Here is a 25,334-nt window from a genome sequence, read left to right as displayed (position 1 = left end):
CCTACGGCCCGGGCCCTCGTCGCCGATACGCTGGACGCATGAGTCCGGGGCTGGGAATCGCACTCGGCACCGTTGCGGGCACCGTGCTGTTCGCGGTCACCGGAGAGGTGCTCTGGGTCGCGCTCGGACCCAGCCTGGGCCTGCTCGTCGCCACGCTGTTCGGCGTGGATGACGAGGAGGCGGGCGACGGGCAGGACTGAGGCCGGTCCGTCAGCGAGGGCCGACGTCGAGCACGCGGACGACGGGCTCGCCGGCCTCGTCGGAGGCGTCGAGGTCGACCTCGGCGCTGATGCCCCAGTCGCGGTCGCCCTCGGGGTCCTCGAAGACCTGGCGGACGCGCCACGTGCGGCCGGACCCGTCCTCGACCATGAACAGCTCGGGCCCACGGGCGGCGGGCCCGCTGCCCATGACCTCGCGACCCGCGGCCGAGGCGGAGGCCTCGTACTCCTCGCGGTACTCCAGGACCGCCTCGCGCCACGCGAGCGCGTCCCAGCCGTCCTCCTTGTCGAGCTCGCCGAGGGCGTCCCAGCGCCCGAACGCGGCCAGCTCGACGCGGCGGAACATCGCGTTGCGCACGAGCACGCGGAAGGCGCGAGCGTTGGCCGTGAGGGGTCGCGGCGTCTCCTCACCGGTCGCCTTCGGGCGCACGTCGGCGGGGTCGGCGCCCGGCGCGATGAGCTGCTCCCACTCGTCGAGCAGGCTCGAGTCGGTCTGCCGCACGAGCTCGCCCAGCCACTCGGTGAGGTCGTTCAGCTCGTCGTCGCGCACCGACGTGGGCACCGTGCGCACGAGCGTCTTGTAGACGTCGGACAGGTACCGCAGCACCATGCCCTCCGACCGCGCCAGCTGGTAGTCGGACACGAGCTCGGAGAACGTCATCGCGCGCTCCCACATCTCACGCACGACCGACTTCGGCCGCAGCTCGTGGTCGGCGACCCACGGGTGGCCACGGCGGTACATCTCGTACGCGGCCTCGAGCAGGTCGCGCAGCGGCTGCGGGTGCTCGACGTCCTCGAGCAGCTCCATGCGCTCGTCGTACTCGATGCCCTCCATCTTCATCTCGGCGACGGCCTCGCCGCGCGCGCGGAACCGCTGCGCGCCGATGATCGGGCGCGGGTCGTCCAGCGTGGCCTCGACGACCGAGACGACGTCGAGCGCGTACGTCGGGGACTCGCGGTCGAGCAGGTCGAACGCGGCGACCGCGAACGGAGAGAGCGGCTGGTTGAGCGCGAAGTTGGCCTGCAGGTCGACCGTCAGGCGCAGGGTGCGGCCGTGCTCGTCCGGCGGGTCCAGCCGCTCGACGACCTCGCCCGCCAGCAGCGCCTCGATGATCTCGTCGACCTGGGCCAGCAGACGGTCCTGCGACTCCTCGGTCTCGCCGCTCTCGCGGACGAGGTGCTCCAGCGCCGCGCGCGCGTCACCGGGGCGCGTGATGACGTCGAGCACCATCGCGTGGCTGACCTTCATGCGCGACACGAGCGGCTCGGGCGTGCCGTTCACGAGGCGCTCGAACGTGCCCTGACCCCACGACACGAAGCCCTCCGGCGGCTTCTTGCGCTGGATCCGCTTGACCTTCTTGGGGTCGTCGCCGGCCTTGCGGACCAGCTTGGCGTTCTCGATCTCGTGCTCGGGCGCCTCGACCACGACGTGACCGATCGTGTCGAAGCCGGCGCGGCCCGCCCGCCCCGCGATCTGCTGGAACTCGCGCACCTGCAGGTGGCGCTGGCGCGTGCCGTCGTACTTGCTCAGGCCGCTGAACAGGACGGTGCGGATCGGCACGTTGATGCCGACGCCGAGCGTGTCGGTGCCGCACACGACCTTGAGCAGCCCCTGCTGCGTGAGGGTCTCGACGAGGCGCCGGTAGCGCGGCAGCATCCCCGCGTGGTGGACGCCGATGCCCATGCGGATGAGCCGCGAGAGCGTCTTGCCGAACGCCGAGGTGAATCGGAAGTCGCCGAGCGCCTCGGCGATCGCGTCGCGCTCGGCCCGCGTCGCGACCTTCGCGCTGGCGAGCGCCTGCGCCCGCTCGAGCGCCGCGGCCTGCGAGAAGTGCACGACGTAGACGGGCGTCTGGTGCGTCTCGACGAGCTGCTCGAGCGTCTCGTGGACGGGCGTCGTGACGTACTCGCTCACGAGCGGGACGGGCCGCTCGACCGAGGTCACCGCGACCGTCTCGCGACCCGTGCGCCGCGACAGGTCGGCCTCGAGCCGCGTCGTGTCGCCGAGCGTGGCCGACATCAGCAGGAACTGCGCGCGGGGCAGCTCGATGAGGGGCACCTGCCACGCCCAGCCGCGGTCGGGGTCGGCGTAGTAGTGGAACTCGTCCATCACGACGAGCCCGATGTCGGCGGCCGCGCCCTCGCGCAGGGCCATGTTGGCGAGGATCTCGGCCGTCGCGGCGATGATCGGCGCGTCCGCGTTCACGGCGGCGTCGCCCGTGACCATGCCGACGTTGTCGGCGCCGAAGATCTCGCACAGGTCGAAGAACTTCTCGCTCACGAGCGCCTTGATCGGCGCGGTGTAGACGCTGCACTCGCCCCGGGCCAGCGCCGCGCCCATCGCCGCCGTCGCCACGAGGCTCTTGCCCGAGCCGGTGGGCGTGGCGAGCACGACGTTGGAGCCCGAGACCAGCTCGAGGATCGCCTCGTCCTGCGCCGGGTACAGGGTCAGGCCGCGGCCCTCGACCCACTCCATGATCGCGGCGTGGACCGCGTCGACGTCGTCGGTCGGGTCGGGCGGCAGCAGGTCGACGAGACGCCCGCCGGTGGTGCTCACCGACATGCGCAGCCCACCATCGCGGTGGCGACGCGGTCGATCGCGGCCTGCGTGACGAACGGGTTCACGGCCTCGGTGTCGTCGGCCATGACGGCGAACGCCACCGGGCGCCCGCCCGGCAACGTCGCGATGCCGGCGAGCGAGTGCACACCCGTCAGTGTGCCGGTCTTGGCCCGGACGAGGCCACGCGCGTCGCCCGCCCGGCCGTACCGGTCGTCGAGCGTGCCCGAGAAGCCGCCGACGGGCAGGCCGCTCAGGATCGCGCCGAGGCGAGGGGTCGAGGAGGCGCGGACGACGGCCTCCGCGAGGGTGCGCGGGCTGATCCGGTTGGACCGGGCGAGGCCGCTGCCGTCGTCGAGCACGAGGCCGTCGGCCGGGACGCCGGCCTCGTCGAGGACGCGCTCGACCGTGGCCGCTCCCCCGGCGAAGGAGGCGGGCTCCCCAGCCTTGATCGCGGCCTGGCGGAACAGCACCTCGGCGGCCTCGTTGTCGGAGTCGGTCAGCATCTGCTCGACGATGCGCGCGAGCGGCGCACTGCGCACGCGAGCGACCCGGGTCCCGGACGCCTCGCCGCGCGCGGGCTCGCCGCGGACCTCGACCCCGCGGTCGCGCAGCAGCGCCGCGAACGCGCGAGCCGCGTCGCCGGAGGGGTCCTGGCTGCGGCCGAGTCCGACGCGTCCGCGATCGATCCACAGCGGCGTGACCGGCGCGACGACGCCGCCGCTGACGTACGTGTCCTCCCACGCGGGGCTCGCGGCCGGCCCGGCGAACAGGGACGTGTCGTAGGCCAGCGTGACGGGACCCCGGCCCACCTCACGCGCGGTCGCGGCGGCCAGGGTGGCGAGGTCGGCCCGCTCGACGGCGGACTTCGAGGGCCGCGCCGTCAGGTACGGGTCGCCGCCGCCCACGAGCGTCAGGCGGTCGCCGTCGCGGCGGACCGTGGTGGCGAACGTCGCGCGCGGTCCCCACTCGGCCAGCACCGCGAAGGCGGTCAGGAGCTTGGTCGTCGACGCCGGGACGAACGTGCCGCTCGACTCGTCGAGCAGGGTCGCGCCGTCGCGCGCGTCGAGCGCCACGAGGCCCGTGTGACCGCCGAGATCGGTCGAGCCGGCGGGGCCACGGACGGCCGCCGCGAGCTGCGAGACGTCGATCGCGCCGGCGCCCACCGGAGCCGGGTCGTCGGGGGCCGGCTCGGGCTCGTCGAGGCCCACGGGCGCGGTCACGTACTCGGGTCCGCACGGGCCGTCGCACAGGATCGGGTTCAGGTCGCCACGGACGTACAGGGCGGCGATCGCACCGAGGGTCGCCAGGACGAGCACCGGCAGCACCCAGGCTCCGTGCACTCTCTCCCCCCTGCGGGCGCCGCGAGCCGTCACGTGCGTCAGACTATGTGACACCCGTACCCAGTCGAACCCCGGAGGAACCTGTGTTTTTCGACGTCACCGTGGAGATCCCCAAGGGCGAGCGCAACAAGTACGAGCTGGATCACAAGACGCACCGCATCCGGCTCGACCGCACGCTCTTCACGTCGATGCAGTACCCGGCCGACTACGGGTTCATCGACAACACGCTCGGCAACGACGGCGACCCGCTCGACGCGCTCGTCATCCTGCCCTTCCCGACCTTCCCCGGCTGCGTCATCGAGTGCCGCGCGATCGGCATGTTCAAGATGACCGACGAGGCCGGTGGCGACGACAAGATCCTCTGCGTGCCCGCGGGCGACCCGCGTCACGAGCACCTGCAGGACGTCACGGACGTCTCGGACTTCGACCTGGGCGAGATCCAGCACTTCTTCACCAGCTACAAGGACCTCGAGCCCGGCAAGTCCGTCGAGGAGGGCTCCGAGTGGGTCGGCCGCGCCGAGGCCGAGGCCGAGATCGAGGCCTCGCTGCAGCGCTTCAAGGACAACGGCGGCTACTGAGCCACCCCGCACGAGGCGCCCGGACCGATCGGTCCGGGCGTCTCGCGTCTGCGGGCTACTGGTCGCGCTTGGGCCGCACGAGGCCGGCGAGGATGACGCCGAAGACATCCATGTCGATGCGCGGGTCGAGCGCGCGCAGGCCGCCCAGGCCGGCCCCCAGCGCGAGCAGCGCGGTGGCGACGTCCTCGACCGGGATCGTGGTCTCGAGGCCGGCGTCGGCGACGGTGGCCTCGATCAGCGTGACGATCAGGCGGCGCACCTCGCGGTGCCGCTTGACCAGCTCGGTCGCGACCCACTCGTTGTGGCGTGCGACGGCGGCGAACTCGGCCTCGAGCGCGGTCCACTGCGGCTCGCCCAGGGACGAGCGCGTCCACTCGACGAAGTTCTTGAGCCGCACGTCGAGCGAGGCGTCCTCGGCGAACACCTGCTGCACGAGGCGGATCTTCTCGGCGTGGATCTCGTCGAGCACCGCCATGCAGAGCTCCTCCTTGCCGGCGAAGTTGGAGTAGACGGCGCCCTTGGAGAAGCCGGCCTCGAGCGCGACCTTGTCCAGCGACGTGCCCGCGTAGCCGACGTCGAGGAACATGTCCCCGGCCACCTCGATGAGGCGCTCGCGCGTCTGCCGCTGGCGCTCGGCGCGACTGACCCTGGTCTCCGGCACGATCCTCTCCTCCCTTTCGCATACCGATGGTATCCGACGAGGGCCGTGCTTGGCGCCCCCTTCCGACCGGCGGCGTCGGTAGGGTCCAGCCATGACGTCGAGGCAGCTGTGGAACGCGATCGAGATCCTGCACGGAGGCGTCTACTTCGCCCCGGACGCGAAGGCGCGCTACGCCGAGATCGGCCTCAAGGGCTACTGGATGGGCTACTTCGCGAGCCGCGCCGCCGCGTTGGGCACGCCGGGTCCCGAGCTCGTCGTCGCCACGTTCCAGGGCTTCGCGCCGCGCCTCGTGCACCGCGCCATCCCGGACGCGTGGACGTTCGCCGACCGCGAGGCCGTGCTCTCGGCGCGGTACGCGCTGGCGCGTGACCTGCTCGAGCCGGTCGCCGGCGCGGCGACCGAGCTGGCGCCACAGCTGCGGGCCGTCCTGCGCGGCGTGGACTGGGCCGGCAAGCCCCTCGCCGCCGCGCACGCCGACCTCCCGCCCTCACCGGACCCCGTCGTCGACTTCTGGCAGTCCGTCACGGCGCTGCGCGAGTACCGGGGCGACTGCCACGTGGCGGTGCTGACGGCCGCCGGCCTCGGCGGCACGGCGGCCAACGCGCTCGCCGCCGCGACCGGCTGGGCGTGGTTCGCCGACCAGCGCGAGATGCGCGGGTGGAGCGAGCAGGAGTGGCAGGGCGCGATCGACGGCCTCGTGACGCGCGGCTGGGTGACGCCGGACGGCCAGGGCACCGACACCGGGCGCGCCGCGCGCAACCAGCTCGAGGACGCCACCGACCGCGTCGTCGCGGCCGGCCTGGACCGCGAGGCGACGTCCCGACTCGTGACCCTCGAGGCCCGGCTCGTCGAGGTCGCGAGAGAATGGGCAGATGCTCACCCCGCCCTCGCAGGACGCTCGCAACGCAGCTCGTGACCGCCTGGCCGCACTGGCCATCCCGACCGGCGCGCTCGGCCGGCTCGGCGACCTCGCCGTGTGGTGGGCCGCCGTCCGCGGCGAGGCCACGCCGGCTCCCGCGGCGAACGTCCGTGCGGTCGTCTTCGCCGGCGACCACGGCGTCGCGGCGCACGGCGTCTCCGCCTACCCCGCGGCCGTCACGGGCGCGATGGTCCGCGCCTTCGTCACGGGCGTCGCCGGCGTCGCGGTGCTCGCGCGCCAGCACGACGTCGCGCTGCGCGTCTACGACCTCGGCGTCGACGGCGACTTCCCCGACCTCGACCCCGAGATCGGCGCCTTCAAGATCCGCCGGGGCAGCGCGCCGATCCACCTGACCGACGGCATGACGGCGGACGAGGCCCGCCGCGCCGTGGACGCCGGCGCGCAGATCGCCGCCCGCGAGATCGAGGCGGGCGCCGACCTGCTGATCGGCGGCGACATGGGCATCGGCGACACCACGACCGCCGCCGTGCTCACCGCCGCGGTCCTCGGCCTGCCCGCCGAGGAGGTCGTCGGCCGCGGCACCGGCATCGACGACGCCGCACTGAAGGTCAAGACCGAGGTCATCGCCGCCGCGATCGATCGCGCGCGCGACCGCGCCGCGGACCCGCTCGACCTGCTCGCGGCGGTCGGCAGCCCCGACATCGCCGCCCAGGCCGGCTTCATCAGCGCCGCCGCGCAGGCCGGCGTGCCGGTGCTGCTCGACGGCGCGATCGCGACGGCCGCCGCCCTCGTGGCCGAGCGCCTGACGCCCGGCGTGACCCCGTGGCTGGCCGCCGGCCACCGCTCCACCGAGGGCGCCCAGTGGCACGCGCTGAAGGACCTCGGCCTCGAGCCGCTGCTCGACCTCGGCATGCGCCTGGGCGAGGGCTCCGGTGCCGTCGCCGCCGTGCCGCTCGTGCGGTCGGCCGCCCTCCTGCTCGCCCAGATCGCGCGGCTCGACGAGATCCTGTGAGCCGCCTCGGCGATGCCGTGCGGCTGTCGGTCGGCACGTTCAGCGCACTGCGCGTCCCGCCGCCGCGCCGCGTCGACCGGCCCACGGCCGGCATCGCCGTGGTCCTGGCTCCCCTGGCCGTCGTGCCGGTGGGGCTGCTCGTCGCCATCGTCGCGTGGGCCGGCCGTGAGCTGGGCCTGCCCGCGCTGGTCACCGGCGCGCTCGCGATCGGCGCCGGCGCGTGGGCGACCCGCGGCTTCCACCTCGACGGACTCGCCGACACGGCCGACGCGCTGGCGTCCTCCTACGACCGCGAGCGAGCCCTGACCGTCGCCCGCACGGGCGACGTCGGGCCGGCCGGCGCGGCGACCCTCGTGCTCGTCCTGCTGGCCCAGGCCGCCTCGGCGGGCACGATCGCGGGCCGCTGGTCCTGGGGGCCGGCCGCGGTCGGCGTCCTGTGGTGCCTCGCGCGGGCGGGCGCGTCCGTCGGCCTGCGCCGCGGCGTCCCGGCCGCGCGCCGGGACGGGATGGGAGCGACGTTCGCGGGCAGCGTGCCCGTGGCCGCGCTCGCCGTGGTCTGGCTGGCCGCTCTCGCGGTGGGCGCCGGCGTGACCGCACTGACCGACGCCTCGATCCTCCAGGGAGTCGTCGCCGTCGCCGCTACGCTGCTCGTCGTGCTCCTGCTCGTCCGTCACGTCGTCCACCGCCTCGGCGGGATCGTCGGCGACGCGATCGGCGCCTCGGTCGAGGTCGCCCTGGCCGCGCTGCTCGTCGGCTTCGCGGCGGTGACGCCATGACGTTCCTCGGCCCCGACGGGCTGCCGCGCTGCGACTGGGCGGGCGGTGCGCCCGGCTTCGTCGAGTACCACGACACCGAGTGGGGCTTCCCGGTCGGCGACGACGTGCGGCTGTTCGAGAAGTTCTGCCTCGAGGGCTTCCAGTCGGGCCTGTCGTGGCGCACGATCCTCGACAAGCGCGAGAGCTTCCGGGCCGCGTTCGGCGGGTTCGACCTCGAGACCGTGGCGGGCTTCGACGAGGCCGACGTGCTGCGGATGCTGGCCGACGCGAGCATCGTCCGGCACCGGGGCAAGATCGAGGCCTCGATCAACAACGCCCGCCGCGCGCTCGAGCTCATCGAGTCCGAGGGCTCGCTCGCGGCGTTCGTCTGGCGGCACGAGCCGGACCCCGCCGAGATCCCCGAGCCGCAGACGCTGACGACCTCGCCGACCGCGATCGCGCTGTCGAAGGACCTCAAGAAGCGCGGCTGGAAGTTCGTCGGCCCCACCACGGTGTTCTCGTTCATGCAGGCGATGGGGCTGGTGAACGACCACGCGCACGACTGCGTCGTGCGCGAGCGGGTCGCGCGGGCGCGCGCCGCGTTCACTCCCCCGGCCTGAGCGGGGTCCGCCGGCCCCGCCCTCCGCGCCGACTTCTGGAACGGGTTGCACGTTCTCCGCGCGCGTGAAGGTCGATCCCGTTCCAGAAGTCGGACCGGGGACGGCGAGCGGACGGGCGGGCGCTCGACTCAGAGGGTGAGCACGCGGCCCGCGACGACGAGCAGGACCTGGTCGCACTCCATCGCGAAGCGCTGGTTGACCTTGCCCAGCAGGTCGCGGAACAGCCGGCCCGACCGGTGCTCGGGGACGACGCCCCAGCCGACCTCGTTGGTCACCACGACGACGTCCTCGGCGTGCGCGGTCATCGCCACGACGGCGCGCTCGACGCGGTCCCAGAACACGGGCTCCCAGTCGTCGAGGGTCTTGTCCCAACCGTCGAGCTCGCTGATGAGCGCCGTCACCCACGTGCCGAGGCAGTCGATCAGGATCGTGCTGTCGCTCATCGCGATCGCGCGCTCGAGGTCCGCCGTCTCGACCGTGCGCCAGTGCTCGGGCCGGCGCTCGCGGTGCTGGGCGACGCGCGCGGCCCAGTCGGGGTCGAGCTCACGGTCCGGAGGCGGTCCGGGCGCGATGTACGTGACGTCGGTGGCCGCGACGACGAGCGACTCGGCATGGAACGACTTGCCCGAGCGCACGCCTCCCGTGATGAGCGTCCTCACCCTCGCAGCCTAGCCGCGGCTCGGCCGACGCCGGTCATCCTTGGTCGAAGACGGAGTCGAAGGAGGCGGCCGGCGGCTCGAAGTCGAACCGCTTGAGGAACTCCAGCGCCTCGGGCGCCCCGCGCAGGCGGTCCATCCCGGCGTCCTCCCACTCGACCGAGATCGGGCCGGCGTAGCCGATGCGCGCCAGCGCGCGGAACGCGTCCTCCCACGGCACGTCGCCGCGTCCGGTGGACACGAAGTCCCAGCCGCGCCGCTGGTCGCCCCACGGCAGGTGCGAGGAGAGGATGCCGTTGCGGCCGCCGCCCATCCGCATCCGGGTGTCCTTGCAGTCCACGTGGTAGATCCGGTCGGCGAAGTCGCTGATGAACGCGACGGGATCCAGGCCCTGCCACAGCATGTGGCTGGGGTCCCAGTTGAGGCCGAACGCCTCGCGGTGGCCGATCGCCTCGAGCGCCCGCACGGTCGACCAGTGGTCGTAGGCGATCTCGGACGGGTGGACCTCGTGCGCGAACCGCACGCCGCACTCGTCGAAGACGTCGAGGATCGGGTGCCAGCGATCGGCGAAGTCCCGGTACCCGGCCTCGATGCGCTCGGCCGGCACGGGCGGGAACATCGCCACGTACTGCCAGATCGACGAGCCCGTGAAGCCGACCACGACGTCCACGCCCATGCGGCGCGCGAGCCGTGCGGTGTGCTGCATCTCCTCGGCCGCGCGCTGCCGCACGCCCTCGGGATCGCCGTCGCCCCACACGCGCGGTCCGACGATCGAGCGGTGCCGCTCGTCGATCGGGTCGTCGCAGACCGCCTGGCCCTTGAGGTGGTTCGAGATCGCCCAGCACCCCAGGCCGTGCCGGCGCAGGATCTCCAGCCGCCCCTCGACGTAGTCGTCGTCGTCCCAGCGCCAGGCGTCGAGGTGCTCGCCCGACACGGCGATCTCGAGCCCGTCGTAGCCCCAGCCGGCCGCGAGCTCGGCGACCTCCTCGAGCGTGAGGTCGGCCCACTGGCCGGTGAACAGCGTGAAGCGCTTGCCCATGTGTCTCTCCTTCGTGGTCAGGATCGCGCGAGCTCGACGGTCCCACGGCCGGCGGCGCTGCGCTCGATCGCGTCGAGCACGCGCTGCACCGCGAGCCCGTCCTCGAACGACGGCGCCGGGTCGGTCCCGGCCTCGATCGCGGCGAGGAAGCCGGCCGCCTGCGTCGTGAACGTGTCGCCCCAGCCCAGCACGTGGCCCGGTGGCCACCAGGCGTCGACGTGGGGGTGCTCCGGCTCGGTGACGAGGACGCGCGTGGGGCCCTGACCGGTGTCGACCCACAGCTCGTTGAGCCGTTCGAGGTCGAACGCGACCGAGCCGCGCGAGCCGTAGACCTCGAGCTGCAGCGCGTTCTTGCGGCCGGCGGCCATCCGGCTCACCTCGAGGCTCACGACGGCGCCGCGCGCCGTGCCCAGCAGCGCCCAGGCCGCGTCGTCGACGGTCACGTCCTCGGGACCCGAGGGGCCGGGCCGCGTCCCGACGAACGTCTCGAGCCGGCCCGAGGCGGTCTCGATCTCGTCGTCGAGCAGGAAGCGGACCTGGTCGACGACGTGCGAGCCGAGGTCGCCGAGCACGCCCGATCCGGCCTGCTCCTTGCGCAGGCGCCACGTCATCGGCGCGTCGGGATCGACGAGCCAGTCCTGCAGGTAGGAGGCGCGGACCTGGCGGACCTCGCCGATCCGGCCCTGCCCGATGACCTCGCGCGCGAGCGCCAGCGCCGGGACGCAGCGGTAGTTGAAGCCCACCATGGAGCGCACGCCGTGCGCGCGGGCCTTCGTCGCGGCCTCGACGAGCTCGAGGGACTCCTCGATCGTGTTGGCGAGCGGCTTCTCGACGATGACGTGCTTGCCGGCGCGCAGGGCCGCGAGGGCGATCTCGTGGTGCAGGTGGCCGGGCGTGCACACGTCGACGACGTCCACGTCGTCCCGCGTCACGACGTCACGCCAGTCGGTCGCGGAATCGGCCCAGCCGAACTGGTCCGCTGCCGCGCTGACGGCCGAGGCGTCCCGTCCCACGAGGACGCGCTGCGTCACCGCCGGGAGGTCGGGGTGGAACGCGCCAACGTTGCGCCAGGCGTTGGAGTGGGCCTTGCCCATGAACGAGTAGCCGATGACGGCGACGCCGAGGGTGCTCATCGCAGGACACCCGCCGTCAGGTCGCGCAGGAAGGCGAGTCCGTCGCGCGCGAGGTCGTCCTGCGTCGGTGCCAGCGGCCGCCAGATCGAGGCGGCCGTGGCGATGGACGCGTTCTCGGCGGTGAAGCTCTCGATCACGAGCGGCCCGGTGTGCCCGACCTCGTCGAGCGCCGCGCTCAGCGCGGGCCAGTCGGTCTGGTCGCCGCCGGGCGCCCCGCGGTCGCTGCCGCACACCTGGACGTGCACGAGGTGGCGCCCCGCGGCCCGGATCGCATCCGCGCTGGACCGCTCCTCGATGTTCAGGTGGTAGGTGTCCAGGGCCAGCCCGAGCGCCGGCCCCAGCAGCCCGTCGAGTCCCTCGAGCGCCTGGTCGACGGTGTTGACGAGCGAGGTCTCGTACCGGTTGAGCGGCTCGATCCCGAGGCGGACGCCGTGATCCCCCGCGTGGTCCACGACCGGAGCGAGGTGCTCGCGCCACTGCACGTACGCACGATGCCGCTCGTCCGGCGTCATCCGCCACGTGCGGCCGGTGGCGGCGTAGAACGGCCCGCACACCGCCGCCGCGCCGATGCCGGAGGCGAGGTCGACGCACGCGCGCAGGTAGTCCTGGGTCGCCGCGACGGTCGCGTCGTCCGCCTCGACGAGGTCACGCCCCGGCGCCATCGCGCCGACGACGAGGGGGACCAGCCCCGTGCGCTCCAGCGCGGGCCCGACCACGTCGGGAGTCAGGTCGCCCGCGGTCTCCAGCGGGAGCTCGACCGCGTCGAAGCCGAGCCCGGCGACGTGCTCCAGCCGGGCCTCGACCGTGGCGTCGGTGAGCGGCGACTGCCAGACCCACGTGTTGATGCCGATGCTGCGCACAAGAGCTCCTGTCGAGAGGGATGGGCCGGGTGGCGGCGGGGCGCCGCCACCCGGTCGCGGTCAGCGGTCCTGCCAGGCCTTCGGGAAGCCGGGCAGGTCCTCGCCGCCGAACTTGGCGTAGTGCCCGTCGGGCATGCCCTCGTTCGCCTCGAGGTACTCGGCGCGGTCGTCCTCGGTGATCGGCGACTGGGGCAGCACCCACTCGGCCGGCACCTCCTCGCCCGCGAAGATCTTCTGCAGCGCGAGCAGCGGGGTGCGCCACTGGAAGTTCGAGTACACGGGCGCCAGGCCCGTCAGGCCGGTCTCCTCCCACTTGCGCAGGAAGCTCATCTCGTCCTCGCCGGTCATGACCGGGTAGTCCTTGCCGGCGTCCTCGAACGCCTCGATCGCGGCGACGGCGCCGTCGCCGGCGTCCATCCAGACGCCCTTGACGTCGCCGGCGTTGAGGGCGTCGGTGATGATCTGCTTGATCTTCGTGGGATCGGCGTCCGTGAACTGGTCGTCGGCCTCGATGCCGTTCTCCTCGAAGATCTTCTCGGCCGCCGCCCAGCGGGTCTCGAGCACGTCGACGCCGGGCAGGATGCGCAGCGCGACGACCTTGTCGCCCTTCTCGAGGTTGTCGACCAGGAACTCCGCCGTGTCGATGCCCCACGCGTAGCCACCGATCGGGTGGATGAACGTGGTCGCGCAGTCGGTGTCGACACCGCGGTCGAACACGACGACCGGCTTGCCGGTCTCACACGCGCGCTCGACGGCCGGCGTCATCGCCGCGGTCGAGTTGGGCGAGATGACGAAGGCGTCGCAGTTGCCCTCCTTGATGAAGTAGTCGATGTCCGCGATCTGGGTGTCGTCGGAGTCCTGCGCGTCGCGGGTCTCCATCTGCGAGATGACGCCCTCGTCCTGCAGGACCTTCAGCTGCTGCTGCATCGTGATCCAGCCGGTCTGGCGCCACGGGTTGCTGATCGAGGCGTTGGCGAAGCAGACCTTCTTGGCGCCGTCGGACTTGAACTTCGACGTGTCGGTCATCTCGCCGTCGATGTACTGCAGCCACGGCGTCGCCTCGTCGCCCTGGAACGTCGCGCTGCGCTGCTCGTCCTGGCGGTCGAAGTCCGCCTGCACGAACCACTCGGTGTCCTTCGAACCCGAGTCGTCGTCGCCCGCGTCGGACACGTCGTCCGTGCTGCAGGCAGCGAGTACCAGCACGGCCGCGGCCGACACGAGTACCCCTCTCATCGATGCTCGCATCAGTTCTCTCCTGTCGTTGCGCCCGGGGCGGGCTGGGTGGGGGTGGGTGGAGAAGTCACGGGGGCGCGCCGGCGCACGGCGCCCTGCCAGGCCCGGCCGGCGAGGGCCACGGCGGCGATGATGATGAGCCCCTGCACGGTGTCGCGCCACGTGGACGGGACGCCCAGGCTGGTCAGCAGCAGGAACAGCAGCTCGAGCGCGAAGGCGCCCGCCGCAGCCGAGAGGACCCAGCCGCGGCCGCCGCCGAGCACCACGCCGCCCAGGACGACGGCGGTGATCGCGGCGAACTCGTAGCCCGAGCCGACCGACGGGTGGACGCCCGCGTAGCCGACGAGCAGGATGCCGGCGACCGTCGCGGACAGGGACGACAGGATGAACGCGCGCGTCTTGGTCCACCACAGGGGCGTGCCCGAGAACCGGGCGGCCTCCGGGTTGTCGCCGGCGGCGATCAGGGTCCGGCCGAAGGGGCGGCGCATGAGCCACACGGCGAGCACCGCGAGCGCGACGAGGACCAGCAGCGGGTACGGGATCGTCCCCACGAGCGGCACGTCCTCGATGCCGCCGCGGCCGATCTCGCGGAAGCGCTCCGAGGGGTTGCCCGTGGCGGCGCCGCCGGTGACGTACCGGACGAGGCCCGTCAGCGACAGCATCATGCCCAGCGTCACGATGAAGCTCGGCACCCGCAGGAGCGTCGTGGCGAGCCCGTTGACCAGCCCGATGAGCGCTCCGACGGCGAACATCAGCAGGAGGCCGGGCAGGATGCGGCCCTCGTCCTGGCCGATGACGTTGCCGGCGAGCACGACCTGGGTCGCGATGACCGCGCCCATCGAGAGGTCGAACTCGCCGCTCACGATGACGAAGTACTGGCCCATCGCGGCGATGGCGATCGGCGCGGTGCGGCCCGCGAAGCGGATCAGGGCGTTGCCGTCGGCGAAGCTCGGGTTCGAGACCATGATCGCGACCAGCAGGGCGATCACGAGCAGGAAGATGCCGCCGCCCGGCGTCGCGAGCGCCGCGAGGGACCGGCGTCCCCACGTGGACTCGTGCAGGGGCAGGACGCGCGTGGTCATCGGACCACCTCCGGGGTCGGGGTGGAGGCCGTGGTCGCGAACCGCTCGGGTCGCCGGTCGATCTCGCGCCGGGCGTACACGGCCACCGCGACGACGATGACGATGCCGCGCACGGCGTCCTTGAGGAACGGGTTGAGCTCCATGACGCCCATGACGTTGTCGAGGACGGCGAAGATGCCGACGCCGGCGATCGTGCCGACGATGCTGCCCTTGCCGCCGGCCAGCAGCGTGCCGCCGAGGACGACCGCCGCGATCGACATCAGGTCGTAGCCGCCCTGGGAGCCGACGGTCGGCTGGCCGACGCCGAGGCGGGCCAGCAGCAGCAGCCCGGCGAGGGCGGCCGTGACGGAGCAGATGACGTGGGCCGCGATGATCGGCACCTGCGTCCGGACGCCCGACATGCGGGCCACGTCCGCGTTGCCGCCGACGGCGTAGAGGTGGTGGCCCAGCCGCGTCCGCCGCAGCAGGAGCACCGCGAGCCCGGCGCACGCGAGCATGATGAGCGTCGCGATCGGGACGGGACCGATGCGGGTCGCGTCGAGCAGCCGGAAGGCGTAGGGCGCCGAGCCGCTGCTGCCCTGGTAGTTCGAGCCGAGGTAGCCCGACACGATCAGGCCCGTGCCGAGCGTCGCGATGAAGCCGTGGACGTTCAGCAGGCTCACGATGAGGCCGTTCGCGAGCCCGAACAGGACCGCCACGAGCAGCGCGGCGGCCACGCCCGGCACGATGTTCGAGGTCTGGCCGGCCATGATCCCGCCCGCCAGGACGCTGGAGAGGCTGACCATGAACGGCACCGAGAGGTCGAGCGACCCGGCCAGGATCACGAGCGTCTGGCCGATCGCGATGAGGCCCAGGATCGTCATGGTCGTCAGGACGTTGTCGATGTTGCCGACGCTGAAGAAGTTCCGTCCCTCCAGCGCCGTGATGACCGCGCCCACGACGACGGACACGAGCAGGACGGCCCACACGATCATCGTCGAGTCGAGTGCGGCGAGCCGGGCCCTCATGAGGCCACCTCCTCGTCGAGGCCGGCGGCGAGCGACAGGATCGACTCCTCGTCGGAGCCGGACGGCCGCTCGCCGGCGAGGCGGCCGTCGCGCATCACGAGCACCCGGTCGGACATGCCGATCACCTCGGGCAGCTCGCTGGAGACCATGAGCACCGCGACGCCGCGGGCGGCCAGGGTGCGCATGACCTCGTAGATCGCGTGCTTCGCGCCCACGTCGATGCCGCGCGTGGGCTCGTCCAGCAGCACGACGCGCGGGTCGGTCGCGAGCCACCGCGCCAGGACGACCTTCTGCTGGTTGCCGCCCGAGAGCAGCTGCGCCTCCTGGCTGAGCGCCCGGGCCGAGACCGAGAGCGAGCCGAACAGCTCGGGCACGTCGCGGCGCACGGCCTCGGTCCGCCGCGGGAACACCGCGCGGACGACGCCGAGGGCGTTGTCCAGCAGCGACTGGTGCAGCGCCAGGCCGGTCGCCTTGCGGTCCTCGGTCACGAGGGCGAGGCCCGCGCGGATCGCGGTGCGCGGCGAGCCGATCGCGGTGACCTTCCCGTCGATCGCGACCTCTCCGCGCGTGAACGGCTCGATGCCGAAGATCGCCTCGAGCAGCTCGGTGCGGCCCGATCCCTGCAGCCCGGCGATGCCGACGATCTCGCCGCCGCGCAGCGTGAGGTCGATGCCGTCGACGTAGCCGTTGCCGGCGCCGCGCAGCTCGAGTCGCGGCTCGCCGACGGTCGTGCCGGGGACGGGGTCGGGGAAGAACGAGTCCATGGGACGTCCGACCATGAGCCGCACGAGGGTGGCCTCGTCGAGCTCGGACGCGCGGCGCGTGTCGACCTGGCGGCCGTCCTTGAGGACGGTGACGGTGTCGCACAGGTCCAGGACCTCGCGCAGCCGGTGCGAGACGTAGACGATCGCGACGCCGCGCGACGTGAGCTCGCGGACGATCCGGTAGAGCAGCTCGACCTCGTGGTCGGCGAGCGCGGCCGTGGGCTCGTCCATCTGGATGACGCGGGCGTCGAAGCTGACGGCCTTGGCGATCTCGACGATCTGCTGCTCGGCCACCGAGAGCGAGCGGACGCGCCGCGAGGGCCGCAGCCCGTCGATGCCGAGCCCGCCCAGCAGCGCGGCGGCCTGCTCCTCCATGCGGCGGACGTCGACCAGGCCGCGACCACGCGGCTCACGGCCGAGGTAGATGTTCTCGGCGATCGTGCGCTCGGGCAGCAGGTTGAACTCCTGGAACACCGTGGCCAGTCCGGCACGCTGCGCCTGGACGGGATGGGTGAAGGAGACCGCCTTGCCGCCGAGCTCGATCGAGCCCGAGTCGGCGGGATGCACGCCCGCGAAAATCTTCATGAGCGTCGACTTGCCGGCGCCGTTCTCGCCGACCAGCCCGTGCACCTCGCCGGGGTGCAGGTCGAGGTCGACGCCGTGCAGGACGCGGTTGCCCACGAAGGACTTCGTCACCGCGCGGACGCGCAGCACGGGGGCGGATCCCCGCTCGCTCACAGCCTCGTTCACGTGAGCACTGTGACACAGATCTCCACTTCTGTCGAGAACCCGGCAGAAGTTGGCGGCTGGACGTTCAAAAGCCGGAATGGTTGAATCAGCAGCGTGAAGACCAGCGACGTGTTCGCGCTGCTGCAGCGCGCGGGTCGGCCGATGACCCGCGCCGAGCTCGCGGAGTCGACCGGCCTGGCCCGCTCCACCGTCGCCTCCCGCGTCGACCTGCTGCTGCGCCTGGGGCTCATCACGCCCTACGGCGGCCGCAGCTCGACGGGCGGACGCCCGCCGTCACTGCTCGCGGTCAACACGGCGGCACGGGTCGTCGCCGCGATCGACCTCGGGGCGCGTCACGCGCGCGCCGCGATCGTCGACCTGTCAGGCACCGTGCTGGCCCAGGATCGCGAGGACCTCGACATCGCCGACGGCCCCGTCCCGGTGCTGACCTGGGTGACCTCGACGATCGACCGCCTCCTGCTCGAGACGGGCCGCCCCGCCGCCGACCTGGCCGGCATCGGCATCGGCCTGCCGGGCCCCGTCGAGCACTCCACCGGCCGCGCGATCAACCCGCCGATCATGCCCGGCTGGGACCGCTTCGACGTGCCCGAGTTCGTCCGCGGGTCGTTCGACGTGCCGGTGCTCATCGACAACGACGTGAACATCATGGCCCTGGGCGAGCAGGACACCCAGTTCCCCGACGTCGACGACCTCATCCTCATCAAGGTGTCCACGGGCATCGGCGCCGGCATCATCGCGGGCGGCGAGCTGCAGCGCGGCGGCCAGGGCACGGCGGGCGACATCGGGCACATCCGCGTCTCCCGCGGCAGCGACGTGGTGTGCCGGTGCGGCAACGTCGGCTGCCTCGAGGCGCTCGCCGCCGGCCCCGCCATCGCCCGCGACCTGGGTCGGTCCGGCGTGAGCGAGGCGACCGACGTCGTCGAGCTCGTGCGCGCCGGCGACCTCGAGGCGATCCAGGCGGTCCGGCAGGCCGGCCGCGACATCGGCGACGTCCTGGCGATGATCGTGAACTTCATCAACCCGTCGGTCGTCGTCATCGGCGGCGCGCTCGCGGAGGCCGGGGAGCACCTGATCGCGGGCATCCGCGAGGAGGTCTACCGGCGCTCGCTGCCGCTGGCGACCGAGCACCTGCGGATCGTCCCGTCGGTCAGCGGCGAGCAGTCCGGCGTGCTGGGCGCGGCGGCGATGGCGATCGCGCACGCGCTCTCGCCCGAGGCGATCGAGCAGGCCAGCGCCGAGCTGCTGGCGGCCGCGGACTGACCCTCTCGGCCTCGCTGCGCGAGTGGCGGAAACGGGGGTCGCGACTGGCGCAGAAGCGCCCGCCACTCGACGAGTGGCGGGCGGCTTTGCGCCACTCGCGGGAACGGGCGACAGGCGGAGTCAGTCGCGGCGGCGGCGGGCGACGACGAAGGCCGCGACGGCGACCAGCAGGACGGCGACCACCGCGACGGGCAGGGCCACGGTGGCGAACGAGGACTCGTCCTGGTCGTCGTGGCCGGCGTGCTCGCCCTCCTGCTCGCCGTGGGCGTCGGCGACCTCGGCCTCGGCGCGCGTGGACGCGTCGGCGGCCTTCGCGATCTCGACGTTCTCGCCGTCGCTCATGAGGTGGTACTTGAGCGCCACGAAGTCGCCCGCCTTCAGCTCGTACTCCTGCAGGCCGACCGACGCGTACGCCCAGTCCTGGCCCTCCTGCGCGACCATGAACGCCCAGTAGCCGTCACCGTCGAGCGCGGCGCCGCACTTCTCGTCCTCGGGAGCGGGCAGGCCCTCGATGCGGCACACCATCGGCATCGCGCCGCTGGACTCGGCGGTCTCGATGCCCGCGTCGTTGATCGCCTCGATCGCGGTCTCGCCGGCCGAGTGCTGGGCGCACACGACGCGGTCCTCGCCGCCCTCGAGCGAGCCGAACTCGAGCACGACCGGCACGTCCTCGGGCGACTCGCAGCTCTCGTGCGCCGACGCGGCGGACGGCACGGCGACCGCGCCCGCGCCCAGCAGGGCGACGGCGGCGAGGCGGACGAGCAGGCTCTTCATCAGGGGGTCTCCTTGGGCAGGTAGCGGGCGCGCCGGGCGGCGCGCCTCAAGGTGGCGAGGACGGCGGGGCCGAGGGTCACGACGAGCAGCGCGTTCGTGATCGCGCGGCCGGTGTCCCAGCCCCAGAACGAGGTCAGCAGGGTGAACAGCAGGAACCGCTGGAGGTTCTCCCAGACCGGGTCGCCGGGCACCATCGCGAGCGAGTCCTCGGCGCCGGGCACCGCGATGCCGAGCGTGAACGGCCACGACGACAGGTTCATGAGCAGCCCGTAGGCGTACGCGGCCACGACCGCGTAGACGGCCAGCATCGCGATCTCGGCGCGGCCGCGCGGGCGTCGCGGCAGCAGGCCGGCGCCCATGCCGACCCAGGCGGCGCACAGCATCTGGAACGGCAGCCACGGCCCGACGCCGGACGTCAGCAGCGCCGAGGCGAACAGGCTCGTGCAGCCCAGGACGAACCCGAACCCCGCGCCCAGCACGCGTCCGCCGATGATGAGCAGGAAGAACACCAGCTCGACGCCGGCGACGCCCGCGCCGAGCGGCCGGACGGCTGCGTTGATGGCGCTCAGCACGCCGAGCATCGCGAGGGCCTTGGAGTCCAGGCCGCCCTCCGACAGCTCGGCCACCACGACCAGCACGACGACCGGCATGAGCGCCATGAACAGGAACGGCTGGTCGACGCGTGTCTGGCCCTCCGCCGGTGTGATGAGCAGCGGCCACACGAACATGACGAGGCCGGCGATGCTGGCCGCCGCCAGGACGAGGGCCGAGCGGCGGGTCAGCGGGACGGCGACGGGAGGACGGCGGTCGATCACCGGGCCACCTCGGTCGGCAGCGCCGCGGCGACCTCGCCGACCGTCAGCCAGGCCGGGCCCAGGACCTTGGAGACCTGCGGCGCGAACGCGGGCGACTCGGCCAGCACGGTTCGCAGCGGCCCGCGCGAGACGACCTCGCCGTCGGCCATCACGACGACGCTGTCGGCGACCATCGCGACGAACTCGACGTCGTGGCTGGAGACGACGATGCCGCGGCCGTCGGCCGCGAGGTCGTGCAGGATCCGCACGAGCGCCGCCTTGCCGGGATAGTCGAGGCCGCGGGTGGGCTCGTCGAGCGCGACCACGGTGGGCTGCGCGGTCAGCACGACGGCGAGCACGAGGGCCAGTTTCTGCCCCTCGGACAGGTCGCGCGGGTGCCGGTCTCCGGGGATGCCGGGCGCGAGCCGGTCGAGCAGGCCGCGGCACGTGCCGCGCGGCACGCCGGACTGGTCGTCGGCGGCGGCGCACTCGCGGTCGACGCTCTCGAGGTACAGCAGGTCCGCGGCGGTCTGCGGCACGAGGCCGACCAGCATCCGTGCCTGCGCGGGGCGGACGTCGCCGGGGTCGATCCCGTCCACGTCGACGACGCCGGTCGACCGCTCGCCCGTGCCCTGCAGCGCCCACAGCAGGGACGACTTGCCCGAGCCGTTGCGACCCATGAGGGCGACGATCTCGCCGCGGCCGATCGTGAGGTCGACGCCGTCGACCGCCGGCAGGGAGCCGTAGCGGACGGTGATCCCACGGGCGGTCAGCGCCGGCGGCCGCGCTGGCGTCGCCGGGACCGGCGCCGGGACGAGGCGGGCCGCGAGCGGCTTGACGCGGCGCCGGGCCTCCCGCACCGACAGCGGCAGGGGGTGCCAGTCGGCGAGCCGGCCGAGCTCCACGAGCGGCGGCGCCACGGGCGAGTCCTTGAGCAGGTCCGCAGGTGCGCCGGACCGGACGCGGCCGTCCTCGACGAGCACGAGCCGGTCCGTGAACGGGATGACCCGCTCCATGCGGTGCTCGGCGACGACGACCGTCAGCGCGAGGTCGTCGACGAGGCGCGCGATCGTGGCCAGGACGTCCTCGGCCGCGGTGGGGTCCAGTGCCGAGGTCGGCTCGTCGAGCACCAGCACGCGCGGGTGCATCGTCAGCACGGCCCCGATGGCCACACGCTGCTGCTGGCCGCCCGACAGCGAGCGGACGGAGCGGCGGCGCAGATCGGCGATGCCGAGCAGGTCGAGGGTCTCCTCGACGCGGCGGCGCATCGTCTGCGGGTCGAGGCCGAGCTGCTCCATCCCGTAGGCGAGCTCCTCCTCGACGACGTCGGAGACGAACCCCGCGACCGGGTCCTGCGCGACGTAGCCGACGCGGTGCGCCAGCTCGCGCGGCGGCCGGCCCAGGATCGACTCCCCGTCGAGCCGGATGTCGCCGGCCAGGGTGCCGCCGCTGAAGTGCGGGACGAGGCCGTTGAGCAGCCCCAGCAGCGTCGACTTGCCCGAGCCGGTGCGACCCGCGACGAGGACCAGCTCGCCCTCGTCGACGCGCAGGTCGACGCCCTGCAGCGTGGGGCGCTCGGCGCCGTCGTACCAGAACGTCACGTTCTCGAGCTCGATCACGCGTCCTCACCCCCGGCCAGGTCGTGGGCGACGGGCGCCTGCGGCGCGACGAACACCGGCAGCAGGCCGATCGCGACGACCACGAGGGACAGCACGCTGACCGGCGGCCAGCCGGGCACCTCGGGGTAGAGCACCGGGACCTGCGTGGAGGACAGCAGCTTGAGCCCCACGGCGACAGCAACGCCCGACCCGGCCGTGAGGTACTCGGGCGCGAGCCACCGCTGGGTGCGGTACCGCGTGCGCTGGACACGGCGGCCCGCCGAGCGCAGCGCGAGGACGGCGAACACGAGGCCCGCCACGAGCATCGGGTAGGTCAGGACCCGCGGGGCGGTCCCGTCGAGGTAGCCGTACGTGCCGACCGCGAGGCCGAACAGGCCCAGCAGCATGAGCACGCCCGTGACGAACCGCTCGCGGGGCGACGCCGAGCCGCTGCGGCCGTACCCGCGCGCGTCCATGCCCGCGGCGAGCGTCATCGAGCGGTCGAGTGCGTCCTCCAGGACGGGGATGACGATGCGGTGCATCGCGCCCGTGCCGCGGCTCGCGTCGCCGCGCAGCTTCCGGGCGCGGTTCACGCGGCGGACGCTCTCGGCCAGCTGCGGGAACACCGAGAGCGCGACGACGAGCGCGGCACCGACCTCGTACAGGGCGGGCGGCGCGGACGCGAGCAGGCGCTTGGGGTTCGCCAGCGAGTTCGCCGCGCCGATGCAGATGATCAGCGCGGCCAGCCGCAGGCCGTCGTAGAGGCCGACGAGGACCTCGTTCACGGTGACGTCGCCGAGCAGCTGGACGCCGCGGGCGACCTCGGGCAGCGGCACCTCGGGCAGGTGCAGCAGGACCTCGTCGCCGGGCATCGACCCGCCGCCGAGCAGGATCCGGAAGGCGACGCGCATCACCACGATCAGCAGACCGAAGTACAGGTAGTACCGGAACGACAGCGCCCACGGGGCGTCGCCGCGGCACGCCGCCACGACGAGGCTCGCGATCGCGATGACGACCACCAGCAGGATCGGGTTGAGCATGAACGAGGCACCGGCCGCCAGGCCGAGGGCCCACAGCCACCACGCACCCGGGTGCAGCTCGCGGCGACGGCGCGCAGGCGCGGCGGGACGCACGGTCGAGGAGTCGACGGCGGTGGCCATCCGGTCCCCTTCCCGACGTCACGGGGGCGAGGGCCGCGGAGGGCGATCACCCACCCGTCGCTGCTCGACAACATGTGGCGGTGGCGGTCCGGCGCGAGTTCCCGGCTCACCTCGGTCGCGAGGCTGACGGTTGCGGCACAGCACCGGATTCGCACCGGTTTCCTCCGTGCCGGACGTGGTCCAACGAGGCCGAGTCTATCCCGCCGCGCTCAGGCCCCGTTCCGTCGCCGCCACGCGACAGCGCCCGCGACACCGAGCAGCGCGACGACGCCCGCTCCGGCCGCGATCGCGGCGGCCGAGGTGCCCCCGTCGTCGGTGGCCGCGAGCGGCATGACCTCCTCGCCCTCCTCGGCCGCGGAGGCGTCCTCGCCGGCCGAGGTCGTCGCGCCCGGGGTGGGCGCCGAAGTCGGGTGGGCCGTCGCGGTGGCCGAGGCGGACGCGGTGGGCACGGACGCGGTCGGCGCGCTCGAGGACGCGCCGGGGACCGGCGCCGCGTCCGGGGCCGACGCACGGGGGGCCGTGCTGCGCCGGGCCGACGGCTTCGAGCCCGCGGAGCCCGGCTCGGTGGCGCGCGGGCCGTCCGGGCGCGGCGTCGCCTGCGTGGGCGCCGGCGCGGCCGCGACGGGAGCGGGCACCGACGGCCACGTGCGACTCTCGGAGCGCTGGAACACGAAGGCGACCGCACCGCCCTGCGGGACCTTGAGCCCCGTGACGCCCAGGCTGGAGTAGACCCACTCGCCGGACTTCCCGTCGGACCAGAACAGGGCCCAGTACGCGTCCGGCGGCGACGCCTCGACGCAGGTCGCGTCCGCGGGCGCGCCGTCGACCCGGCACACGAAGCCGGGCGCGCGCGTCGCGTAGGTGAGCTGGTGGCCCGCGGCGGCGAAGTTCTGCGCGGCCCGGCCGCCGCCGTCGGGGTCGCAGCCGACCGAGGAGCCGACCACGACGGTGACGCCCGTGCCCGCGCGGCACGCAGCGGCGTGCGCGGGGGCGGCGAGCAGGGCCGGGCCGGCGGCGACCCCCGCGAGGGTCGCCGCCAGCACCGTCACGAGCCTGCGGATCACTTCACGACCCGGAAGGTGCGCGAGCCCTTGCGGTCGGCGTACGCGCCGCGCACGGACACGGTGGCCTTGCCGACCTTGCGGCCGACCTTGAACCGGTACGTGTAGGTGCCCTGCGTCGTCGCATATCCGCGCTTCACGAGCTTGCCGCGGTAGCGAACCTGGACGGGCTCGCGCGCGGTCAGGCCGCGCACGACGATGCGCTGGACCTTGGCGCGCTTGACCTTGGCGCGGGCGGGCGTGACCCGCAGCGTCCGCGGCGCCAGGACCTGGACCGCGGTGGAGGCCACGGTGCGGCCCGTCGAGTCGCTCACGACCAGCGAGCGGCGCGCGGTGCCCTTCGGGACCCGCAGGGAGAACGTCGCACGGCCCGCCGAGGGCTGCACCGCGGCCGACGGGGACGTGCCGGCGAAGCGGGCGCGGACGCTCCAGCCCGCCGCGAGGCCGCTGACGGTCACGCGCACGGTCGCGCCGGAGCGGGCGTACTTCGGCACGGACACCGCAGCGCGCGTGCCCGTCACGAGGGTCAGCGCCGGGGCGGCCTGGACCGTGGCCCGGATCCACTGGTCGCGAGTGAACTCGTCGATGCCGTCCTCGGCGCCCGCGGCGAGTGCGGCGGCGTCGTACGCGACGGCGCCCACCTCACCGGAGAGCCGACCGCCCGTGGCGTCCGAGACCTGGTGCCGGGCCACCCACGTGGCCGCCTTCGCCGCCTCCGCGCCGCGGCCCGCGCGCGAGAGCGCCACCGCGGCCAGACCGGTCGTGTTCGCGTTGGGCACGCCGTTGCCGACGAACGAGCCGTCGGCCGCCTGCGCCCCGACGAGCGCCTCCACGGCGTCGTCGACGACCGCCTGCGGCACGGCGATGCCCGCCGCGCGCGCCTCCGCGAGCGTCGTCAGGACCGCGGCGGTGGTGTCGATCTCGGGGACCTCGGGGCAGGCCGCCTTGAGGTTCTGGCGGAACGAGCCGTCCTCGCACTGCTGGCCCGTGATGAAGCCGACCGAGGTGGCCGCCTCGTCGCTGCCGCCGGCGATCAGGCCGCGCGTCGCGAAGGTCTGGCCGAACAGGCCGTACGTGTCGCTCGACTCGCCCGTCGCGTCGTTCGTGGTGGCCTCGAGGTCGGCGACCAGGTCGCGGCCGCCGACCGCGCGCACGTCCCGTCCCGCGGCCTTCGCGGCGAGCAGGAGCTTGCCGGCCGAGCCCGGGTAGATCGTCGTGGTGCCCTCGAACGTGTAGGTCACGTACTCCGTGGCGCGCGCGGAGACGGCCGTCAGGATCTGCTGCTGGGCCGCCGGCTGCGCGTCGAGCGACCGCAGCGCGGCGAGCACGTCGAGGCTCAGGCCAAGGTCGTCGAAGTCGTAGAGCTCGTTGTGCACGACCCCACCGGTCAGCTGGCCGGAGAGCCACGCGGCGGCGGCGGACGTGGACGAGGTGGTGGCCGCCGTGGCGGCGGGGGTGGTGGCGACGACGGTGGACACGGCCACCGCGCCTCCGGCGAGCGCGACGAGGGCGCGCCGGCGCAGGGGTGTGGTCATCGGG

24 protein-coding genes and 1 riboswitch are annotated in these 25,334 nt (G+C 73.7%); of the genes, 7 read left to right on the top strand and 17 right to left on the bottom strand.

What is annotated here, in order from left to right:
* The first annotated feature begins 38 nt into the window (after positions 1–38).
* The gene (locus AB3M81_RS01120) at positions 39–200 is read left to right on the top strand and encodes a hypothetical protein (protein WP_412902068.1); all 162 of its coding nucleotides are present in this window, start codon (positions 39–41) and stop codon (positions 198–200) included.
* A gap of 10 nt (positions 201–210) precedes the next feature.
* On the opposite strand, the gene AB3M81_RS01115 is transcribed toward AB3M81_RS01120, so the two are convergent.
* Both AB3M81_RS01115 and dacB read right to left on the bottom strand, forming a co-directional pair.
* Entirely contained in the window at positions 211–2,781 is a 2,571-nt protein-coding gene (locus AB3M81_RS01115) for a DEAD/DEAH box helicase (protein ID WP_412902067.1), read from the bottom strand.
* The gene (gene dacB, locus AB3M81_RS01110; protein WP_412902066.1) at positions 2,772–4,103 is read right to left on the bottom strand and encodes a D-alanyl-D-alanine carboxypeptidase/D-alanyl-D-alanine endopeptidase; all 1,332 of its coding nucleotides are present in this window, start codon (positions 4,101–4,103) and stop codon (positions 2,772–2,774) included. Before dacB ends, AB3M81_RS01115 begins: the two co-directional genes overlap by 10 nt.
* A 62-nt stretch (positions 4,104–4,165) precedes the next feature.
* Here dacB and AB3M81_RS01105 point away from each other — a divergent pair, with 62 nt between their 5' ends.
* Positions 4,166–4,696 carry an inorganic diphosphatase gene (locus AB3M81_RS01105; protein WP_489671963.1) on the top strand — a complete coding sequence of 177 codons (531 nt, stop codon included), beginning with the start codon at positions 4,166–4,168 and terminating at the stop codon, positions 4,694–4,696.
* Positions 4,697–4,751: 55 nt separating this feature from the next.
* On the opposite strand, the gene AB3M81_RS01100 is transcribed toward AB3M81_RS01105, so the two are convergent.
* Entirely contained in the window at positions 4,752–5,357 is a 606-nt protein-coding gene (locus AB3M81_RS01100; protein ID WP_412902064.1) for a TetR/AcrR family transcriptional regulator, read from the bottom strand.
* Positions 5,358–5,448: 91 nt separating this feature from the next.
* Between AB3M81_RS01100 and AB3M81_RS01095 the strand changes: the two genes are divergently transcribed.
* From AB3M81_RS01095 to AB3M81_RS01080, 4 genes are read left to right on the top strand one after another with little or no spacing between them, the layout of a single operon-like run.
* On the top strand, positions 5,449–6,273 hold the full coding sequence (locus AB3M81_RS01095; protein ID WP_412902063.1) for an SCO6745 family protein: 825 nt from the start codon (positions 5,449–5,451) through the stop codon (positions 6,271–6,273).
* A complete protein-coding gene (gene cobT, locus AB3M81_RS01090; RefSeq protein WP_412902062.1) occupies positions 6,230–7,249 on the top strand; it encodes a nicotinate-nucleotide--dimethylbenzimidazole phosphoribosyltransferase in 1,020 nt (339 codons plus the stop codon). The genes AB3M81_RS01095 and cobT overlap by 44 nt, the downstream gene beginning before the upstream one ends.
* Positions 7,246–8,025: an adenosylcobinamide-GDP ribazoletransferase gene (locus tag AB3M81_RS01085; RefSeq protein WP_412902061.1), complete on the top strand. Its 780-nt coding sequence runs from the start codon at positions 7,246–7,248 to the stop codon at positions 8,023–8,025. The genes cobT and AB3M81_RS01085 overlap by 4 nt, the downstream gene beginning before the upstream one ends.
* The gene (locus AB3M81_RS01080) at positions 8,022–8,624 is read left to right on the top strand and encodes a DNA-3-methyladenine glycosylase I (protein WP_412902060.1); all 603 of its coding nucleotides are present in this window, start codon (positions 8,022–8,024) and stop codon (positions 8,622–8,624) included. Before AB3M81_RS01085 ends, AB3M81_RS01080 begins: the two co-directional genes overlap by 4 nt.
* A 128-nt stretch (positions 8,625–8,752) precedes the next feature.
* Here AB3M81_RS01080 and cobU read toward each other — a convergent pair whose 3' ends face one another.
* Genes cobU through AB3M81_RS01040 form a run of 8 tightly spaced genes read right to left on the bottom strand, consistent with a single transcriptional unit; the run spans position 8,753 to position 17,148 of the window.
* Entirely contained in the window at positions 8,753–9,283 is a 531-nt protein-coding gene (gene cobU / locus AB3M81_RS01075; protein ID WP_412902059.1) for a bifunctional adenosylcobinamide kinase/adenosylcobinamide-phosphate guanylyltransferase, read from the bottom strand.
* A gap of 34 nt (positions 9,284–9,317) precedes the next feature.
* A complete protein-coding gene (locus tag AB3M81_RS01070) occupies positions 9,318–10,319 on the bottom strand; it encodes a sugar phosphate isomerase/epimerase family protein (protein WP_412902058.1) in 1,002 nt (333 codons plus the stop codon).
* A 17-nt stretch (positions 10,320–10,336) separates the two neighbouring features.
* Positions 10,337–11,452: a Gfo/Idh/MocA family protein gene (locus AB3M81_RS01065; RefSeq protein WP_412902057.1), complete on the bottom strand. Its 1,116-nt coding sequence runs from the start codon at positions 11,450–11,452 to the stop codon at positions 10,337–10,339.
* Entirely contained in the window at positions 11,449–12,312 is an 864-nt protein-coding gene (locus tag AB3M81_RS01060; protein ID WP_412902056.1) for a sugar phosphate isomerase/epimerase family protein, read from the bottom strand. The genes AB3M81_RS01065 and AB3M81_RS01060 overlap by 4 nt, the downstream gene beginning before the upstream one ends.
* A gap of 60 nt (positions 12,313–12,372) precedes the next feature.
* A complete protein-coding gene (locus AB3M81_RS01055; RefSeq protein WP_412902055.1) occupies positions 12,373–13,545 on the bottom strand; it encodes a substrate-binding domain-containing protein in 1,173 nt (390 codons plus the stop codon).
* Positions 13,546–13,556: 11 nt separating this feature from the next.
* Positions 13,557–14,627, bottom strand: coding sequence for an ABC transporter permease (locus tag AB3M81_RS01050; RefSeq protein WP_412902054.1), 1,071 nt, complete (start codon positions 14,625–14,627; stop codon positions 13,557–13,559).
* Positions 14,624–15,634: an ABC transporter permease gene (locus AB3M81_RS01045; RefSeq protein ID WP_412902053.1), complete on the bottom strand. Its 1,011-nt coding sequence runs from the start codon at positions 15,632–15,634 to the stop codon at positions 14,624–14,626. The genes AB3M81_RS01050 and AB3M81_RS01045 overlap by 4 nt, the downstream gene beginning before the upstream one ends.
* Positions 15,631–17,148 (bottom strand): sugar ABC transporter ATP-binding protein, encoded by a 1,518-nt coding sequence (locus tag AB3M81_RS01040; RefSeq protein ID WP_412902052.1) that lies wholly within the window; start codon positions 17,146–17,148, stop codon positions 15,631–15,633. The genes AB3M81_RS01045 and AB3M81_RS01040 overlap by 4 nt, the downstream gene beginning before the upstream one ends.
* Before the next feature lie 93 nt (positions 17,149–17,241).
* Between AB3M81_RS01040 and AB3M81_RS01035 the strand changes: the two genes are divergently transcribed.
* The gene (locus tag AB3M81_RS01035; RefSeq protein ID WP_412902051.1) at positions 17,242–18,408 is read left to right on the top strand and encodes an ROK family transcriptional regulator; all 1,167 of its coding nucleotides are present in this window, start codon (positions 17,242–17,244) and stop codon (positions 18,406–18,408) included.
* A 120-nt stretch (positions 18,409–18,528) separates the two neighbouring features.
* Here the strand turns inward: AB3M81_RS01035 and AB3M81_RS01030 are convergent, their stop codons facing one another.
* The 6 genes from AB3M81_RS01030 to AB3M81_RS01005 all read right to left on the bottom strand — a co-directional run bounded on the left by AB3M81_RS01030 (position 18,529) and on the right by AB3M81_RS01005 (position 25,330).
* The gene (locus AB3M81_RS01030) at positions 18,529–19,182 is read right to left on the bottom strand and encodes a hypothetical protein (RefSeq protein WP_412902050.1); all 654 of its coding nucleotides are present in this window, start codon (positions 19,180–19,182) and stop codon (positions 18,529–18,531) included.
* Positions 19,182–19,994: an ECF transporter S component gene (locus AB3M81_RS01025; protein ID WP_412902551.1), complete on the bottom strand. Its 813-nt coding sequence runs from the start codon at positions 19,992–19,994 to the stop codon at positions 19,182–19,184. Before AB3M81_RS01025 ends, AB3M81_RS01030 begins: the two co-directional genes overlap by 1 nt.
* Positions 19,994–21,595, bottom strand: a complete 1,602-nt coding sequence (locus tag AB3M81_RS01020) for an ABC transporter ATP-binding protein (RefSeq protein ID WP_412902049.1) — start codon at positions 21,593–21,595, stop codon at positions 19,994–19,996. The genes AB3M81_RS01025 and AB3M81_RS01020 overlap by 1 nt, the downstream gene beginning before the upstream one ends.
* Positions 21,592–22,734, bottom strand: coding sequence for an energy-coupling factor transporter transmembrane component T (locus AB3M81_RS01015; protein WP_412902048.1), 1,143 nt, complete (start codon positions 22,732–22,734; stop codon positions 21,592–21,594). Before AB3M81_RS01015 ends, AB3M81_RS01020 begins: the two co-directional genes overlap by 4 nt.
* Positions 22,735–22,809: 75 nt before the next feature.
* Positions 22,810–22,933: riboswitch (cobalamin riboswitch) on the bottom strand.
* A 10-nt stretch (positions 22,934–22,943) separates the two neighbouring features.
* Entirely contained in the window at positions 22,944–23,798 is an 855-nt protein-coding gene (locus AB3M81_RS01010) for a hypothetical protein (RefSeq protein WP_412902047.1), read from the bottom strand.
* A complete protein-coding gene (locus AB3M81_RS01005; protein WP_412902046.1) occupies positions 23,795–25,330 on the bottom strand; it encodes a hypothetical protein in 1,536 nt (511 codons plus the stop codon). Before AB3M81_RS01005 ends, AB3M81_RS01010 begins: the two co-directional genes overlap by 4 nt.
* Between the last annotated feature and the right edge of the window lie 4 nt (positions 25,331–25,334).

The organism is Aeromicrobium jepli (assembly GCF_047246605.1).
In the GTDB taxonomy this organism is placed as follows: domain Bacteria; phylum Actinomycetota; class Actinomycetes; order Propionibacteriales; family Nocardioidaceae; genus Aeromicrobium.
This window is presented reverse-complemented; position numbering and strand designations above follow the sequence as displayed.

Coding starts and splice junctions, on each gene's coding strand:
- AB3M81_RS01045 (WP_412902053.1), bottom strand. CDS start 15,634: ATGAGGGCCCGGCTCGCCGCACTCGACTCGACGATGATCGTGTGGGCC.
- AB3M81_RS01065 (WP_412902057.1), bottom strand. CDS start 11,452: ATGAGCACCCTCGGCGTCGCCGTCATCGGCTACTCGTTCATGGGCAAG.
- AB3M81_RS01070 (WP_412902058.1), bottom strand. CDS start 10,319: ATGGGCAAGCGCTTCACGCTGTTCACCGGCCAGTGGGCCGACCTCACG.
- AB3M81_RS01120 (WP_412902068.1), top strand. CDS start 39: ATGAGTCCGGGGCTGGGAATCGCACTCGGCACCGTTGCGGGCACCGTG.
- AB3M81_RS01095 (WP_412902063.1), top strand. CDS start 5,449: ATGACGTCGAGGCAGCTGTGGAACGCGATCGAGATCCTGCACGGAGGC.
- AB3M81_RS01015 (WP_412902048.1), bottom strand. CDS start 22,734: ATGGCCACCGCCGTCGACTCCTCGACCGTGCGTCCCGCCGCGCCTGCG.
- AB3M81_RS01055 (WP_412902055.1), bottom strand. CDS start 13,545: ATGAGAGGGGTACTCGTGTCGGCCGCGGCCGTGCTGGTACTCGCTGCC.
- cobT (WP_412902062.1), top strand. CDS start 6,230: ATGCTCACCCCGCCCTCGCAGGACGCTCGCAACGCAGCTCGTGACCGC.
- AB3M81_RS01005 (WP_412902046.1), bottom strand. CDS start 25,330: ATGACCACACCCCTGCGCCGGCGCGCCCTCGTCGCGCTCGCCGGAGGC.
- AB3M81_RS01050 (WP_412902054.1), bottom strand. CDS start 14,627: ATGACCACGCGCGTCCTGCCCCTGCACGAGTCCACGTGGGGACGCCGG.
- AB3M81_RS01030 (WP_412902050.1), bottom strand. CDS start 19,182: ATGAAGAGCCTGCTCGTCCGCCTCGCCGCCGTCGCCCTGCTGGGCGCG.
- AB3M81_RS01115 (WP_412902067.1), bottom strand. CDS start 2,781: ATGTCGGTGAGCACCACCGGCGGGCGTCTCGTCGACCTGCTGCCGCCC.
- AB3M81_RS01080 (WP_412902060.1), top strand. CDS start 8,022: ATGACGTTCCTCGGCCCCGACGGGCTGCCGCGCTGCGACTGGGCGGGC.